This window comes from Pusillimonas sp. SM2304 (assembly GCF_031628915.1).
Lineage (GTDB): Bacteria > Pseudomonadota > Gammaproteobacteria > Burkholderiales > Burkholderiaceae_B > Pusillimonas_C.
Genome location: NZ_JAVLUJ010000002.1, coordinates 1084284 through 1098113 on the forward strand (window position 1 = coordinate 1084284; position 13830 = coordinate 1098113).

A 13830-nucleotide genomic window follows, 5' to 3' on the forward strand; every position below is an offset into this window, starting at 1 on the left:
CCCCCACGCTGCGCAGGCTGACGGCTGGCAAAGCCCCGCCCGTCTTTATTTTTTCAGGCCGACTTTCAAGAGCTTGCCTTTGGATTCGTCGGTCAGTACATAAACATAGCCATCGGGGCCTGTCCGCACATCGCGAATGCGCTCGTTACGGTCTTCCAGCAAGCGCTCTTCATGAACGATCCTGTCGTCTTTCAGGGTAAGCCGTATCAAGGCCTGTTCTTTCAAGGCGCCGATAAACAGCGAGTGCTGCCAGCCGGGGAAAAGGTCGGCGCTGTAAAACGCCATGCCCGATATGGCCGGCGAGACTTTCCAGTAATAGATGGGCGGCTCGGTGTCTTCCACCTGCTGCCCCTTGGCCTCGGGAATGGCCAGGCCGGAATAGTTGATCCCGTAGGTGGCCAGCGGCCAACCGTAGTTCTTGCCGGCCTGCGGAATATTGATTTCGTCTCCGCCGCGCGGGCCATGCTCATTCGTCCATAGCTGGCCGGACCAGGGGTTCAGTGCCGCGCCCTGCTGGTTCCGGTGGCCGTAGGACCATATTTCCGGCCTGGCCTGCTTGTGCCCGGTAAAAGGATTGTCGTCGGGTATGCGCCCGTCCGGGTGCAGGCGAACGACTTTGCCCTGCAGTTTATCCAGGTCTTGCGAGGTAGGACGCTGGTTGTTTTCGCCCAGGGCGATGAACAGGTAGCCTTGCTTGTCGAAAACCAGCCTGGAGCCGAAATGCGCACCCGTCGACAGCTTTGGCGTCTGGCGGAAAATAACGGTAAAGCCTTCCAGCTTCCGCCCGTCCTCGGACAGCCTTCCATAACCCACCGCCGTTCCCGCACGGCCCTCGCCGCCCATTTCGGCATATGACAAATACACATGCCGGCTTTGCGCGAAATCGGGCGCCAGGGCAACATCAAGCAGGCCGCCTTGCGAACGCGCATAGACCTCAGGCACGCCCTGTATGGGGTCGGACAGGCCCGAAGACGCGTCCCACAGGCGCAACCGGCCCGGCTTCTCGGTGATCAGCGCCGCCGTGCCCTTGGGCAGAAAAGCCAGCGACCAGGGATGATCGAGCCCGGTCAGCAGCTCGGTGACCGTCAGCGTACCTTGTTCGCTTGGGTACTCCTGCGCGCTTTGCGCATGGGCCGGCGGCATGCACAGGACCCACGGCAGCAATCCCGCAGCCAGGGTCAGGAAATGTTTTTTGCTCATCCGGTCGAGCCCCCTTTGGTTTTTTCCACATGGCCGCCGAATTGTTTGCGCATGGCGGACAAGACACGGTTGGCGTAGTCGGCATTGCCCCGCGACTCGAAGCGCGAAAACAAAGCGGCGCTCAGGACCGGAGTCGGCACCCCCTGGTCAATCGCCGCCGCCAGCGCCCAGCGCCCTTCCCCCGAATCCGACACATGGCCGGTATAGTCGTCCAGGTCGGGGTTGCCCTGCAAAGCCTGGGCGGTCAGGTCGAGCAGCCAAGAGCCGATGACGCTGCCTCTGCGCCACAACTCGGTGATCTCGGGCAGATCGAAATCGTATTGAAAATGTTCAGGATGGCGCAGCGGGGTCGTCTCGGCATCGGCGGCGCGGCCTTGCTGGCCGATATTGCCCTTATGCAGGATGTTGAGCCCCTCCGCATAGGCCGCCATCATGCCGTACTCGATGCCGTTATGTATCATTTTCACGAAATGCCCCGCCCCGTGCGGCCCGCAGTGCAGGTAGCCGCTTTCCGCGCTGGTTTGCGCAGGCCGGCCCACCGTGCGCGGCACAGCGTCGGCGCCAGGCGCCAGCGCGGCAAAAATCGGTTCCAGATGCCGATACGTACTGGCCTCGCCGCCTATCATCAGGCAATAGCCCCGCTCCAGGCCCGCCACGCCGCCGCTGGTGCCCACATCCATATAATGCAGGCCCGCCTTCGCCAGCGTCCCGGCGCGGCGGATGTCGTCGTGGTAGGACGAGTTGCCGCCGTCGATCACGATGTCGTCCTTGTCCAGCAAAGGCAGCAAGGTGTCCAGCACGCCGTCCACCACGGCGGCGGGCACCATCAGCCATATGGCCCGCGGCCTGGCCAGCGCCTGAACGAAATCGGGCAGCGACGCAAAAGCGGCTGCGCCCTGATCCTTGGCTTTGGCCAATGCGTCAGGGTGGCTGTCGTACACCACGCACTCATGTCCCTTGCGCAACAGGCGCTGCACCATATTGCTGCCCATGCGGCCCAAGCCCACCATTCCTATCTGCATCCCGATACTCCCAAATACTGGCATATAAAGTCTAAACTAGGCGTGATTATATTGGCCTGTCGATACATCGCCCCTTACGCTTGCGGGAGGTCTTATGAATGCGGTCGCCTACGAACGCGCGCCATCCTGGTCGGTCAGCCAGTGGATGAACGCGCGCGATGACATCACCCTGGAATCGCTGCGCGGCTCGGTCGTGGCGCTGCACGCCTTCCAGATGCTGTGCCCGGGCTGCGTCTCGCACGGCATACCGCAGGCCAAGGCCATCCATGCCGCCTTCCCGCCCGATAAAGTCCGGGTCATCGGCCTGCACAGCGTGTTCGAACACCACGAGGCCATGGGGCCCGTGGCGCTGGCAGCCTTCCTGTCCGAATACCGGCTGGGTTTCCCGGTGGCCGTGGACCAGCCCGCCGCGCAGGGCCCCATTCCCCTGACCATGCAGGCCTACGGCATGCAGGGGACCCCCACGCTGGTGCTGATCGACAAGACCGGCCATATCCGGCTGCATCATTTCGGCCAGCTCGACGATTTGCGCGTGGGCGCGGTCATTGGGCAATTGCTGACCGAACCTTTCGGCTAATCGGTTTTCTTGCCCAGCAGGGCCGACAACAGGTCCACAGGCACCGGAAACACCAGAGTCGAGCTCTTGTCGCCGGCCACCTGCGTCAGCGTTTGCAGATAGCGCAATTGCATGGCCGACGGCTGGGTCGACAGGATTTCGGCCGCCTCCATCAGCGACTGTGCCGCCTGTTTCTCGCCTTCGGCGTGAATGACCTTGGCGCGCCGCTCGCGTTCGGCTTCGGCCTGGCGCGCAATGGCGCGCACCATGGTTTCGTTCAGATCGATATGCTTGATCTCGACGTTGGTCACCTTGATGCCCCAGGAATCCGTCTGGGCATCCAGAATGTGCTGGATGTCTATGTTCAGCTTTTCGCGTTCCGACAGCATTTCATCGAGTTCGTGCTTGCCCAGCACCGCTCGCAGCGTGGTCTGCGCCAACTGGCTGGTGGCATCCAGATAACGCTCGACCTGGATAATGGCCTTGTCGGGCGCGATGACACGGAAATACAGCACGGCATTGACCTTGACGGAAACGTTATCGCGCGAAATGACGTCCTGACTGGGTACATCCATGGTGACCACGCGCAAGTCCACCCGCACCATCTGCTGCACCACCGGGATCACGAAGATCAGGCCGGGGCCCTTGACGCCGGAAAAGCGCCCCAGCGTAAAAATGACGCCGCGCTGATATTCGCGCAGGACCTTGATGGCATTGACAAGCACCAGCACCAAGACAATGATGACGGCGGTAAGCCCGATATTGACGCTATAGAACATGTGATTCCCCCTTGGCTGGCCGGCCGGCCATGCTGGCCTGGCCGATGCGGACGACCTGCAGAATCAGGCCTTCCAGTGCAACTACCTTGACGTGGTCGCCGGGCGACAATGGCTCATTGCATACCACCCGCCAACTTTCACCGCGTACGTCAGCATAGATCATGCCGTCCTTTCCGGATGTGACGACGCCCAGGGCGCCTTGCATGTCCTCGCGGCCGCTTACCACCGCGCGCTTATGCACGCGCGCCGCCACCGTGCCAATGACCATGATCAGGCCGGCGCTGACCACGGCCAGGCCGATCAGAAAAGGCATGGACAGGTCGAACCCCGGTATGCCGGTATCGGTCAGGAACAGGCCTCCCAGTACGAACGCGATGATGCCGCCTATGCCCAGCACGCCGAAACTGGGCAGGAAGGCCTCGGCGATCATCATTGCCGTGCCGGCGGCGATCAGGCCCACGCCGGCCCAGTTGACCGGCAACATCTGGAAGGCATACAGGCCCAGCAGCAGGCAGATCAGCCCGGCGACGCCCGGCAGCGCGATGCCCGGGCTGGTGAGTTCGAAAAACAAACCGTATATGCCGATCATCATGAGTATCAGCGCAATCTGCGGGTTGGCCACCAGGGCCAGCACCCGGGTGCGCCAATCGGGTTCAATGCGCTCTATGGTGGCGTGCGCGGTATTCAATGTCGCGACGGCGCCGCTATCAAGGGTGATGGCCTTGCGGTCGATCTGGGCCAGCAATTGGGTCAGATCGGCGGCGATCACATCCACGACACCCGCCTTGAGCGCTTCCTGCGCCGACATGCTGCGCGCCTCGAGCACGGCTTTTTCGGCAAAGTCCGCATTGCGGCCGCGCAACTGCGCCAGGCTGCGGATGTACGCCGCCGCGTCGTTGGTGACTTTGCTGCTCATGGTGTCGAGCCCGCCCTTCTTGTCCTTGCCGTCGTCTGCCGCGCCGGGGCCAGGCATGCCGATGGATACCGGCGACGCCGCGCCCAGATTGCTGGCCGGCGTCATGGCGGCAATATGGCTGGCATACAGAATGAAGGTGCCCGCGCTGGCGGCGCGCGCGCCGCCGGGGCTCACAAAGCTGGCGACGGGAATCGGGGAAGCCAGGATCTGGCGGATAATGGACCGCATCGAGGTGTCCAGGCCGCCGGGCGTGTCGAGTTCGAGAATGACCAGTTTCGAGCCGTTTTCAGCGGCCTGCCTAAGGCCGCGCGTAATGAAGTCGGACGTGGCCGGGCTGATAATGCCGTCCACCTGCAACACGGTCACGGTAGAGGCCGCGGCATCTGCCTTGGCGGGCGCCTGGGTCCAGTAGCCCAGGATACCCAGCAACACTACGCAGGCGAACCACGCTGTTCGTACTTTGCTCATGTCGGCCTCCCGCAGTCGGGTGTTGCGTCTTTGTAAATACTGATGACGGCGCGCAGCTACCGTTTAAGGCACATGCTCAGTATAGTCTGTTTATTTCGGCTGCCAAGATCAATGCGTGATTATGGTCGGGGTCCTTGGCGCCATACACCAGGGTGATTTTCTTGCCCTGCGCCGCCTTGATCAGGGCCCGCATGCGTTCTTTCTGCTCCGGCGTGCGCAGTTCCGACTCGTAGCTGTCGCGAAACCGGGCCCAGTTCTCGGTCTTGTGCCCAAACCATTTGCGCAAAGGCGGACTGGGCGCCAGGTCTTTGCACCATGTATCGTACGGAAGCGCCTCTTTGGACACGCCGCGCGGCCACAGGCGGTCGACCAGCACGCGGTAGCCGTCGGCGGCCTTGGCCTCTTCGTAGGCGCGTTTGATGTGCACGTGCTGAGTCATGGAAGGTATAACCCCCTGTCTGATAAAAGGCCGCGGCGCGCCGGCTAGCCGGTATGCGTCATGTCGATGGGCTTGATCCAGGCATCATACTGCTCTGCGCTGACATACCCCAATTCCAGCGCGGCCGCGCGCAAGGTCGTTTTTTCCTTTTGCGCCTTCTTGGCAATCGCGGCCGCTTTGTCGTAGCCGATATGACGATTCAGCGCCGTGACCAGCATCAGGTTCTTTTCAAGGTTTTCAGCGATGCGCTCGTGGTTCGGTTCGATGCCGACGGCGCAATGGTCGTTGAAGGCCAGGCATGCGTCGGCAAGCAATTCAATGCTTTCAAGCACATTGTGCACCATCACCGGCTTGTATACGTTCAGCTGGAAGTTGCCTTGGGTCCCGGCAAAGGCCGTGGCGGCATCGTTGCCAAACACCTGTACGCACACCATGGTCATGGCCTCGCACTGGGTGGGATTGACCTTGCCCGGCATGATGGATGAACCCGGCTCGTTATCGGGGATGGACAGTTCGCCAATGCCGCAGCGCGGGCCGCTGGCCAGCCAGCGGACATCGTTGGCCATCTTCATCAAGGCGCCGGCCAGCGTCCGCAGCGACGCCGACAGGTTGACCAGCGCATCGTGCGCCGACAGTGCAAAGAACTTGTTATCGGCCGAGCGGAACGGCAAGCCGGTGATCCCGGCGATATGCTTGGCCGCGGTCTCGCCAAAACGGGGGTGGGCATTCAGGCCGGTTCCGACGGCTGTGCCGCCTATGGCCAGATCGTAGATGCCTGGCAGGTCGGACTGCACGGCATCCAGCGCAAAATCGATCTGCGCCACCCAACTGCCGATCTCTTGCCCCAAGGTGACGGGCGTGGCATCCTGCAAGTGGGTGCGGCCGGTTTTCACAATGCCGCTGAAATCCTCGGCCTTGCCGGCCAGCGTGCTGCGCAGCTTGCCCACGGCGGGAAACAGCTTGCGCTGCAGTTCCTGCGCCACGGCAATATGCATGGCGGTCGGGAACGTATCGTTGGAGGACTGGCCCCGGTTGACATGGTCGTTGGGATGCACCGGTTTCTTGGCGCCCATATTGCCGCCGGCCAGCTCGATGGCCCGGTTTGAAATCACCTCGTTGGCATTCATGTTCGACTGCGTGCCCGAGCCTGTCTGGAATACCACCAGGGGGAACTCGCCGTTCAGCTTGCCCGCAATGACTTCATCGGCCGCCCGTACGATCAGGTCGGCGATGTCGGCCGGCAATTCGCCCAGCTCGGCATTGGCCTGGGCCGCCGCTTTCTTCAAAATACCCAGCGCGGTGATGACGGGGGGCTGCCACTTGAAGCGGGCCACCCCTATCGGGAAATTCTGGATCGAGCGCTGCGTCTGTGCGCCCCAGTATTTTTCGGCGGGTACTTCGATTTCACCCATGGAATCGGATTCAATACGGCTGGCCGTCATGCTTGCTCCTTGTGCGGCGGGTTGAGTCTATGCAACCTTAAACTATACGCCTGGAACGCGGCCGTTGCACGGCAAGGCCCGCCTGCCGGAAGGGGCTTATACCGCGTCCGCCTGCAAAGCCTGGAAGCGCGTGGACCAGACCTGGGCCACATCGAGCATGCGATTGGCAAAGCCCCATTCGTTGTCGAACCAAATGAACAGGTTGGCGAAACCATCGCCATTGGTGCGCGTCTGGCTGATGTCGATGATGGCGGAATGCGGGTTGTGATTGAAATCAATCGATGCGTGCGGATGATCCGAATACGCCAGCAAGCCCGGATAGCGCCGGGTGGCCGAAATCAGCATGTCATTCAATTTCTGGACCGAGACGTCGCTGTCCAGCTTTACCATCAAATCAATGGCCGAGACGTTCAATATGGGCACGCGTATGGCCTTGGCCTGAACCTTGCCTTTAAGCTGGGGCAGCAAGCGCTCCACCCCCTGGGCCAGGCCTGTCGCCACCGGCACAATCGACTGCATGGCCGAGCGCGTGCGGCGCAGATCGGAATGGTGATAGCCATCGATCATGGGCTGATCGTTCATCACCGAATGCAGGGTCGTCAGGAATGCATGGCCGACACCGAAAGCGGCGTCCAGTTCGGACAAGACCGGAACAATGGCGTTGGTCGTGCAAGAGGCATTGGATACGATGGTCTCCTGCCCGGTCAGCCCTGTGTGGTTGATGCCATAGACCACGGTGTAGTCGACATCCTGGGCGCTGTTGGACGGTTGCGATACCAGCACGCGCGGACAGCCGGCATCGATAAAACGCTGCAGCTGCCCGCGCGAGCTGTAGTGGCCCGAGCATTCCAGCAGCAAGTCTACGCCCGCCGCGCGCCAGTCCACCGCTTCGGGCTCCGTCGCGTGGCTGACATGGATGGACCGGCCATTGACCACCAGGCTGCCGGGGCCTTGCTGGACCGTGCCTGGAAACACGCCGTGCGTGGAGTCGAACTGCGACAGGTAAGCCATGCTGGCCAGATCCGCCGGCTCATTGATGGCCACGACCTGAAAAACGTCTTTCAGGGGGGACTCGTACAGGGCGCGCAACACGCATCGGCCAATGCGGCCATAACCGTTGATCGCCAGGCGTAAGGGACGGCTCATGAACTGCTCTCGCTATCGTTGCTGGGGTTGAGGTGGGACTGATTCCAACTGTACTACTTTAGCGTATAAAGAAACGGGGCTCATGAAGAGCCCCGTTCTGTGGTCTGCGGCCGATCAGGCTACATCGTCGGCATAATGAACTCGTTACCCTTGCTGATGTTCTCGGGCCAGCGTTGCATGATGGACTTCTGCTTGGTGTAGAAGCGCACACCCTCTTCGCCGTAGGAATGCGTATCGCCGAACAGGCTGCGCTTCCAGCCGCCGAAACCGTGCCATGACATAGGCACCGGAATCGGCACGTTGACGCCGACCATGCCCACCTGGATGCGCCGCGCGAATTCGCGGGCGGTATGCCCGTCGCTGGTAAAGCACGACACGCCATTGCCGAACTCATGCCGGTTGATCAGGTCGACCGCGGCCCCCAGGTCGGGGACATGAACGCAGGCCAGCACCGGCCCGAATATTTCTTCTTTGTAGATACGCATGTCGGGGGTCACGTTATCGAACAGCGTGCCGCCGATATAAAAGCCGTCCGCGTGGCCATCGACCTTGTGGCCCCGGCCATCGACCAGCAGGTCGGCGCCCTCTTCCACCCCGATGGCAATATAGTTTTCGATGCGCTTCAAGGCTTCTTTCGTGACGATCGGGCCCATTTCCGCATCCAGATGCATGCCGTCCTTGATCTTCAGTTCCTGGGCGCGCGCCTGCAAGGCCGGCAGAATCTTCTTGCCGACTTCGCCCACCAGAACGGCCACCGAAATGGCCATGCAGCGCTCGCCGGCGGAACCGTAAGCTGCGCCCACCAGGGCATCCACCGTCCGCTCGATATCGGCGTCGGGCATGATGATCATGTGGTTCTTGGCGCCGCCCAGCGCCTGTACACGCTTGCCGAAATGGGCGCCGCGCTCGTACACATACTGCGCAATGGGCGTGGAGCCTACAAAGCTCAATGCCGCCACATCGGGATGCTCCAGCAAGGCATCGACCACCGCCTTGTCGCCCTGCACCACGTTGAAGACGCCGTCGGGCAGGCCCGCCTGCTTGAACAGCTCGGCCATCAGCAGCGATGCGCTGGGGTCGCGCTCGCTGGGTTTCAGAATGAAGGTATTGCCGGCGGCAATGGCCATCGGGAACATCCAGCACGGCACCATGCAGGGGAAATTGAACGGCGTAATACCGGCCACCACGCCCAGGGGCTGGCGCATGGTCCAGTTGTCGATGCCGTTGGCCACCTGCTCGGTGTAGTCGCCCTTGAGCAGTTGCGGAATGCCGCAGGCGAATTCGATAATGTCGATGCCGCGCGCCACTTCGCCTTGCGCATCGGTAAACACCTTGCCATGCTCGGCCGTGATCATGGCCGCCAGGGCATCGGTATGCTCGTTCATCAGGCCAAGAAACTTGTTCATGATGCGGGCCCGCTTGACCGGCGGCGTATCCGCCCAGGCGGGCGCCGCCGCTTTGGCGGCCGCCACGGCGGTGTTCAGGTCATCCAGGGTGGACAACACGACCTGGCGCGCCACGGCGCCCGTCGACGGATTGAAAACATCTTGCTTGCGGCTGCTGCCGCTGGCCGCCTTCCGCCCATTGATGAAATTGACGACGTCGCTGGTGTCGGTATAGGGCGCTTGCTTTGCCAGCGTGCCGGCCGACGGGTTCTGATCCTTCATGATGGTCTCCTGAGCGTGGAATGCGGATGGGAAAAGTATAGGGATCAAGCCTGAGGCGTACAAGCCCAGATTGCTGGATACATTGTTTAATTTAATAGACAATAACAGCTATCTGAACGCCATCGCCTCCGGGAGCAAGCACGTGAAGGAACAAAAAAGCGAACCCATGTGGTCGCACATCTACTGGCTGGGCATGCTAGGCACGACCGGCAGCTTTACCGCGGCCGCCCGGCGCCTGGGTGTCAGCAAGGGCGCGGTCAGCCTGCGCATTGCGGAACTGGAACAGGTGTCCGGCGTGGCGCTGGTGCGGCGCACGACCCGCAGCGTGCGCCTGACCGAGGCCGGCCAAGCCCTGGTGGACAACACCCGGCAGGCTTTTGTGGCCATAGAACAGGGTTTTGACGGCATACGCGATCTGGCCGACGTGCCGCGCGGCGTGGTGCGCGTGACCACGGCGGTCGCGCTGGGCCGGCAAAAAATCATGCCGCTGATCAATGGTTTCTTGCAAAGCCATCCCGATGTGCGCATCGAGATCGAGCTATCGGACCATTTGAGTTCACTGGCCCAGGAAGGTTTCGACCTGGCCATTCGCCACACCAACGACGTGCCTGAAACCTATGTGGCCTGGCTGCTGCGGCCATCCAGCACCCTGCTGGTGGCCACGCCCCGCTATCTGCAGCGGCACGGCCGGCCCGACACGCCTCAAGACCTGGCGGCGCACAATTGCCTGTACTACTTGCGTTCGGCGGCGTCGCCCGCCTGGAGCTTCGCGCCCAAGAAGGCGGAAAACGACCGGCACAGCGTTGCGGTCAAAGGCAATTTCTGCGCCAACAACAGTGAAGCGCTGCGCGAATTGGTGCTGGCCGACCAGGGGATTGCGCTGCTGCCGGACTTCACGGCGCAGGAAGAAGTCGATGCCGGACGGCTGGTGCACCTGCTGCCGGGCTGGAAACCGGTGGGCGTCTTTGGCGACGCCATTTACGCCATCAGGCCCTACAGCGCTTATGTGCCGCGCGCGGTACGGGCTTTCGTCGAGCACCTGAAAAGCGCGTTCAATACCAATACTAAAACGTGATCGAGAACCCGCCGTCCACCACCAGAATGTGGCCGTTCACATAGGAAGCGCTGGGCGAGGCCAGAAACACCGCCGCGCCGGCGATTTCATGGGGCTGGGCCCAACGCCCCAGCGGATTGCGGCCGACCACGATAGGCCCCTTGACCGGGTCGGCCGCCAGGCCGGCATTGGTTTCGGTGGCGAAGGTGCCCGGCGCAATGCCGTTGCTGGTAATGCCCTGGCCGCCATATTCCACCGCCAGCGCCCGCACCATGCCCGCCAGTCCCTGCTTGGCAATGGGGTAAATGGCGTCCCCGGGACGGGCCAGCTCGCCGGCTATCGAGGTGAGCGTAATAATGCGGCCTGGTTTCCCCTTGCGCGCCATGGCGGCGGCGGCCAGCTTGGACAAGTGGACCGAAGCCACCAGGTCGATGTTGATGAGATCGAGGATATCGGCAAGCGCGGCTTCTTCCAGCGTCTTCCGTATGCGGATGCCCACGTTGTTGACCAGAATGTCGGGGGGGCCGGCTTCCCGGCATAGCGCATCGAATGCGGCTTCCTGCTCGCCGATCCGGCCAATGTCGTGCACAAAGGCGTGGGCGGTGTATCCGTCACGCGCCAGCGATGCCACGGCGGCGTCCACGCGCTCGGGCCGGCGTCCATTGATGACGACGCGCGCCCCGCTGGCCGCATACGCTTGCGCGATCGCCAGGCCCAGGCCCTGGGTCGAACCGGTCACCAGGGCCAGTTTGCCCTGGAGTGAAAAATCGGGAAGATGACGGGCTGTATGCATGCTGTGCCTGGCTCGGTGGCTTACACGCCGGCCGCCGGCGCGGCGTTTCGGCCGGCCAGCCACGCCCGCGTGCAGTCCCCGGCGCGCTGGCGCAGGTACTCGCTTGCCTGCTGGTAAGCCTGTTCAAGGGAAATCGGCCCGGGCGCAAGGCTGAAGGCAGCCGTAATGCCGGCCTGGTACAAGGCTTCGTAGCCTTCGCCCAACGACCCCACAATAGCAATCACCGGGATGCCATCCCGGCGCGCGTAGCGTGCAACCCCCGCCGGCGTTTTGCCCAGCAGCGTTTGCGCATCCATGCGCCCTTCGCCGGTGAACACCAGATCGGCGCCCTGCATGGCGGCGGCCAGGCCGGAAAGCTCCGCCATGAGCTCGACCCCGGGCCGGAAGCTGGCGTTGAAGCAGGTTTTGATGGCAAAGCCCAGGCCGCCCGCCGCGCCCATGCCGGGAATATCGCGTTCGTCCTTGCCGCAGTGCCGCGCGCAGACATCGGCAAAATGCGCCAGGGCGGCATCCAGCACGGCGACGTCATCGGCCGACGCCCCTTTCTGGGGGCCGAAAATCGCAGAGGCCCCCTTGGGCCCGCAAAGCGGATTATCGACGTCGACAGCGATCTCGAACTGGACGTCGTTCAGGCGCGGATCCAGATCGTGCAGTTGGATGCGGGCCAGTTTTTGCAGCGCCGCGCCGCCCGAGGGCAGTTCATTGCCCTGTTCGTCAAGCAGCCTGGCGCCCAGCGCCTGCAGCAAGCCGGCGCCGGCATCGTTGGTTGCGCTGCCGCCCAGGCCCAGCACAATATGCCGGGCGCCGGCCTGGACGGCGGCCTGAATCAACTGGCCTACGCCATAGCTGCTGGCTTGCAGCGGTTTGCGTTCGGCGGGCGGAATCTGTTCAAGCCCGGCGGCGGCGGCCATTTCGATGAAGGCCTTGCCGTCGCCCAGCCAGGCCCAACTGGCCTGGGTGGGCAGGCCATTGGCGTTCAGCACCTTGAGCTGGCGCCGTTCGCCCTGGGTCGCGTCCAGCACGGCATCGAGCGAACCTTCGCCGCCGTCGGCCATGGGTACGCAGGCAATGTCGGCCTGGGGGAGCGCCTGCCGGACGCCGGACGCAATCGCCGCGGCCACATCGGCCGCGCTCAGGCACTCTTTGAAGGAATCGGGAGCAATGACAACGCGCATGCGGGATCAACCTTTGTCGTGAATAGTGTGACAGCTAAGACTTTCCGGTGTGCCGGGCGGCAAGCGCCCGGCGCATTTGTTAACCGCCGACCACGTTGCGCGGCGCGCCTTGATGAAAGGCCTCGATGTTGTCGATCAGCTGGTCGGCCAAACCCTGTATGGCCTCTTGGCTGGCCCAACCCACATGCGGCGTCAGGATGAAGTTGGGCAGATCCAGCAATTGAACCAGCGGATGCTGGTTCTCTGGAGGCTCAGGCGTGGTGACATCGAAACCGGCGCCGCCAAGCTGGCCTGAACGCATGGCCTGCACCAATGCGTTTTCATCGACCAGGCCGCCGCGCGCGGTGTTGATCAGCAGCGGCTTGCGCTTCATCAGCGCGAATTCCGGGGCGCCGATCAGATTGCGCGTCTGTTCATTCAAGGGGCAATGCAAGGTAATGACATCGCTTTGTTCCAGCATCTGCTCGAACGGCGTGTACAGGCTGCCCTGCTTCTGTCCGCCCTTGCGCGCGGCAAACAGCACGCGCATGCCCAGCGCCCGGCCTATGCCGGCCACCGACTGCCCCAGGGCGCCTTCCCCGATAATGCCCAGGGTCGAACCCGCCAGGTCTTTGATGGGATAGTCGAAATAACAGAACTGCTGCGCATCGTACCAACGGCCTGCCTTGACCGATTCGCGGTAGGCGACAATGCTGCGGCGCAAGGCGAAAATCAGCGCGAACGTGTGCTCGGGCACCGTGTTGACGGCATAGCCGCGTATATTCGATACCACCACGCCTTGCTTTGCGCAGGCCTCCAGATCGACATTGTCGGTTCCGGTGGCGGCCACGGCCACCATTTTCAGGCGCGAGGCCTGCTCAAGGGCTTCGTGGCGCAAGGGCACTTTGTTGGTGATGACGATATCGGCCTGGGCAATGCGTTCGGCCACCTGGTCGCGGCTGCTGCGCCCGTACACCTTCAACTCGTGCTCGAAAGACAAAGGTCGCAGGACCGTATCGGGGGAAATGGTGTCACGATCCAGGAAGACGACTTGCAAAGCTTGATGGGCCATTGAATATCCTACAGGTGCATGGGCGGCGATGCGCGCCGGTTCGTGGCGGGCAGACGCCAACTGATAATCCGATATAGTAATGGGAAACCTTCATTACACAAATCACTGTAGGCCAGCGAACC

At 62.6% G+C, this 13830-nt stretch carries 13 protein-coding genes; 2 read left to right on the forward strand and 11 right to left on the reverse strand.

Annotated elements, in window-relative coordinates:
* Positions 1-45 precede the first annotated feature (45 nt).
* Together RE432_RS14125 and gnd are read right to left on the reverse strand one after the other, a co-directional pair.
* Positions 46-1200 (reverse strand): PQQ-dependent sugar dehydrogenase, encoded by a 1155-nt coding sequence (locus RE432_RS14125; protein WP_409079858.1) that lies wholly within the window; start codon positions 1198-1200, stop codon positions 46-48.
* A complete protein-coding gene (gnd, locus tag RE432_RS14130; RefSeq protein WP_310934049.1) occupies positions 1197-2222 on the reverse strand; it encodes a phosphogluconate dehydrogenase (NAD(+)-dependent, decarboxylating) in 1026 nt (341 codons plus the stop codon). The genes RE432_RS14125 and gnd overlap by 4 nt, the downstream gene beginning before the upstream one ends.
* Before the next feature lie 94 nt (positions 2223-2316).
* Between gnd and RE432_RS14135 the strand changes: the two genes are divergently transcribed.
* Positions 2317-2799: a redoxin domain-containing protein gene (locus tag RE432_RS14135; protein ID WP_310934050.1), complete on the forward strand. Its 483-nt coding sequence runs from the start codon at positions 2317-2319 to the stop codon at positions 2797-2799.
* On the opposite strand, the gene RE432_RS14140 is transcribed toward RE432_RS14135, so the two are convergent.
* The 6 genes from RE432_RS14140 to RE432_RS14165 all read right to left on the reverse strand — a co-directional run bounded on the left by RE432_RS14140 (position 2796) and on the right by RE432_RS14165 (position 9635).
* A complete protein-coding gene (locus RE432_RS14140; RefSeq protein WP_310934051.1) occupies positions 2796-3557 on the reverse strand; it encodes a slipin family protein in 762 nt (253 codons plus the stop codon). The two genes, RE432_RS14135 and RE432_RS14140, sit on opposite strands and share 4 nt — an antisense overlap.
* A complete protein-coding gene (locus RE432_RS14145) occupies positions 3547-4941 on the reverse strand; it encodes a nodulation protein NfeD (RefSeq protein WP_310934052.1) in 1395 nt (464 codons plus the stop codon). The genes RE432_RS14140 and RE432_RS14145 overlap by 11 nt, the downstream gene beginning before the upstream one ends.
* A gap of 76 nt (positions 4942-5017) precedes the next feature.
* Complete coding sequence (locus RE432_RS14150; RefSeq protein WP_310934053.1) at positions 5018-5380, reverse strand: DUF488 family protein; 363 nt, start codon at positions 5378-5380, stop codon at positions 5018-5020.
* Between the two features lie 44 nt (positions 5381-5424).
* Positions 5425-6822 (reverse strand): class II fumarate hydratase, encoded by a 1398-nt coding sequence (gene fumC, locus RE432_RS14155; RefSeq protein ID WP_310934054.1) that lies wholly within the window; start codon positions 6820-6822, stop codon positions 5425-5427.
* Between the two features lie 96 nt (positions 6823-6918).
* Entirely contained in the window at positions 6919-7968 is a 1050-nt protein-coding gene (locus RE432_RS14160) for a glyceraldehyde 3-phosphate dehydrogenase NAD-binding domain-containing protein (RefSeq protein WP_310934055.1), read from the reverse strand.
* A 119-nt stretch (positions 7969-8087) separates the two neighbouring features.
* On the reverse strand, positions 8088-9635 hold the full coding sequence (locus RE432_RS14165) for a CoA-acylating methylmalonate-semialdehyde dehydrogenase (protein WP_310934056.1): 1548 nt from the start codon (positions 9633-9635) through the stop codon (positions 8088-8090).
* 142 nt (positions 9636-9777) lie between these two features.
* Between RE432_RS14165 and RE432_RS14170 the strand changes: the two genes are divergently transcribed.
* Positions 9778-10710: a LysR family transcriptional regulator gene (locus RE432_RS14170; RefSeq protein WP_310934057.1), complete on the forward strand. Its 933-nt coding sequence runs from the start codon at positions 9778-9780 to the stop codon at positions 10708-10710.
* On the opposite strand, the gene RE432_RS14175 is transcribed toward RE432_RS14170, so the two are convergent.
* From RE432_RS14175 to RE432_RS14185, 3 genes are all read right to left on the reverse strand, one after another.
* Positions 10700-11482 (reverse strand): SDR family oxidoreductase, encoded by a 783-nt coding sequence (locus RE432_RS14175; protein WP_310934058.1) that lies wholly within the window; start codon positions 11480-11482, stop codon positions 10700-10702. The genes RE432_RS14170 and RE432_RS14175 overlap by 11 nt on opposite strands.
* A 20-nt stretch (positions 11483-11502) precedes the next feature.
* Entirely contained in the window at positions 11503-12657 is a 1155-nt protein-coding gene (locus RE432_RS14180) for a glycerate kinase (RefSeq protein WP_310934059.1), read from the reverse strand.
* 79 nt (positions 12658-12736) lie between these two features.
* Positions 12737-13708 carry a D-2-hydroxyacid dehydrogenase gene (locus tag RE432_RS14185; RefSeq protein ID WP_310934060.1) on the reverse strand — a complete coding sequence of 324 codons (972 nt, stop codon included), beginning with the start codon at positions 13706-13708 and terminating at the stop codon, positions 12737-12739.
* Between the last annotated feature and the right edge of the window lie 122 nt (positions 13709-13830).

Excerpts from the sequence above, each read along its gene's own strand:
- RE432_RS14125 (WP_409079858.1), bottom strand. The coding sequence starts at position 1,200 with ATGAGCAAAAAACATTTCCTGACCCTGGCTGCGGGATTGCTGCCGTGG.
- gnd (WP_310934049.1), bottom strand. The coding sequence starts at position 2,222 with ATGCAGATAGGAATGGTGGGCTTGGGCCGCATGGGCAGCAATATGGTG.
- RE432_RS14135 (WP_310934050.1), top strand. The coding sequence starts at position 2,317 with ATGAATGCGGTCGCCTACGAACGCGCGCCATCCTGGTCGGTCAGCCAG.
- RE432_RS14140 (WP_310934051.1), bottom strand. The coding sequence starts at position 3,557 with ATGTTCTATAGCGTCAATATCGGGCTTACCGCCGTCATCATTGTCTTG.
- RE432_RS14145 (WP_310934052.1), bottom strand. The coding sequence starts at position 4,941 with ATGAGCAAAGTACGAACAGCGTGGTTCGCCTGCGTAGTGTTGCTGGGT.
- RE432_RS14150 (WP_310934053.1), bottom strand. The coding sequence starts at position 5,380 with ATGACTCAGCACGTGCACATCAAACGCGCCTACGAAGAGGCCAAGGCC.
- fumC (WP_310934054.1), bottom strand. The coding sequence starts at position 6,822 with ATGACGGCCAGCCGTATTGAATCCGATTCCATGGGTGAAATCGAAGTA.
- RE432_RS14160 (WP_310934055.1), bottom strand. The coding sequence starts at position 7,968 with ATGAGCCGTCCCTTACGCCTGGCGATCAACGGTTATGGCCGCATTGGC.
- RE432_RS14165 (WP_310934056.1), bottom strand. The coding sequence starts at position 9,635 with ATGAAGGATCAGAACCCGTCGGCCGGCACGCTGGCAAAGCAAGCGCCC.
- RE432_RS14175 (WP_310934058.1), bottom strand. The coding sequence starts at position 11,482 with ATGCATACAGCCCGTCATCTTCCCGATTTTTCACTCCAGGGCAAACTG.
- RE432_RS14180 (WP_310934059.1), bottom strand. The coding sequence starts at position 12,657 with ATGCGCGTTGTCATTGCTCCCGATTCCTTCAAAGAGTGCCTGAGCGCG.
- RE432_RS14185 (WP_310934060.1), bottom strand. The coding sequence starts at position 13,708 with ATGGCCCATCAAGCTTTGCAAGTCGTCTTCCTGGATCGTGACACCATT.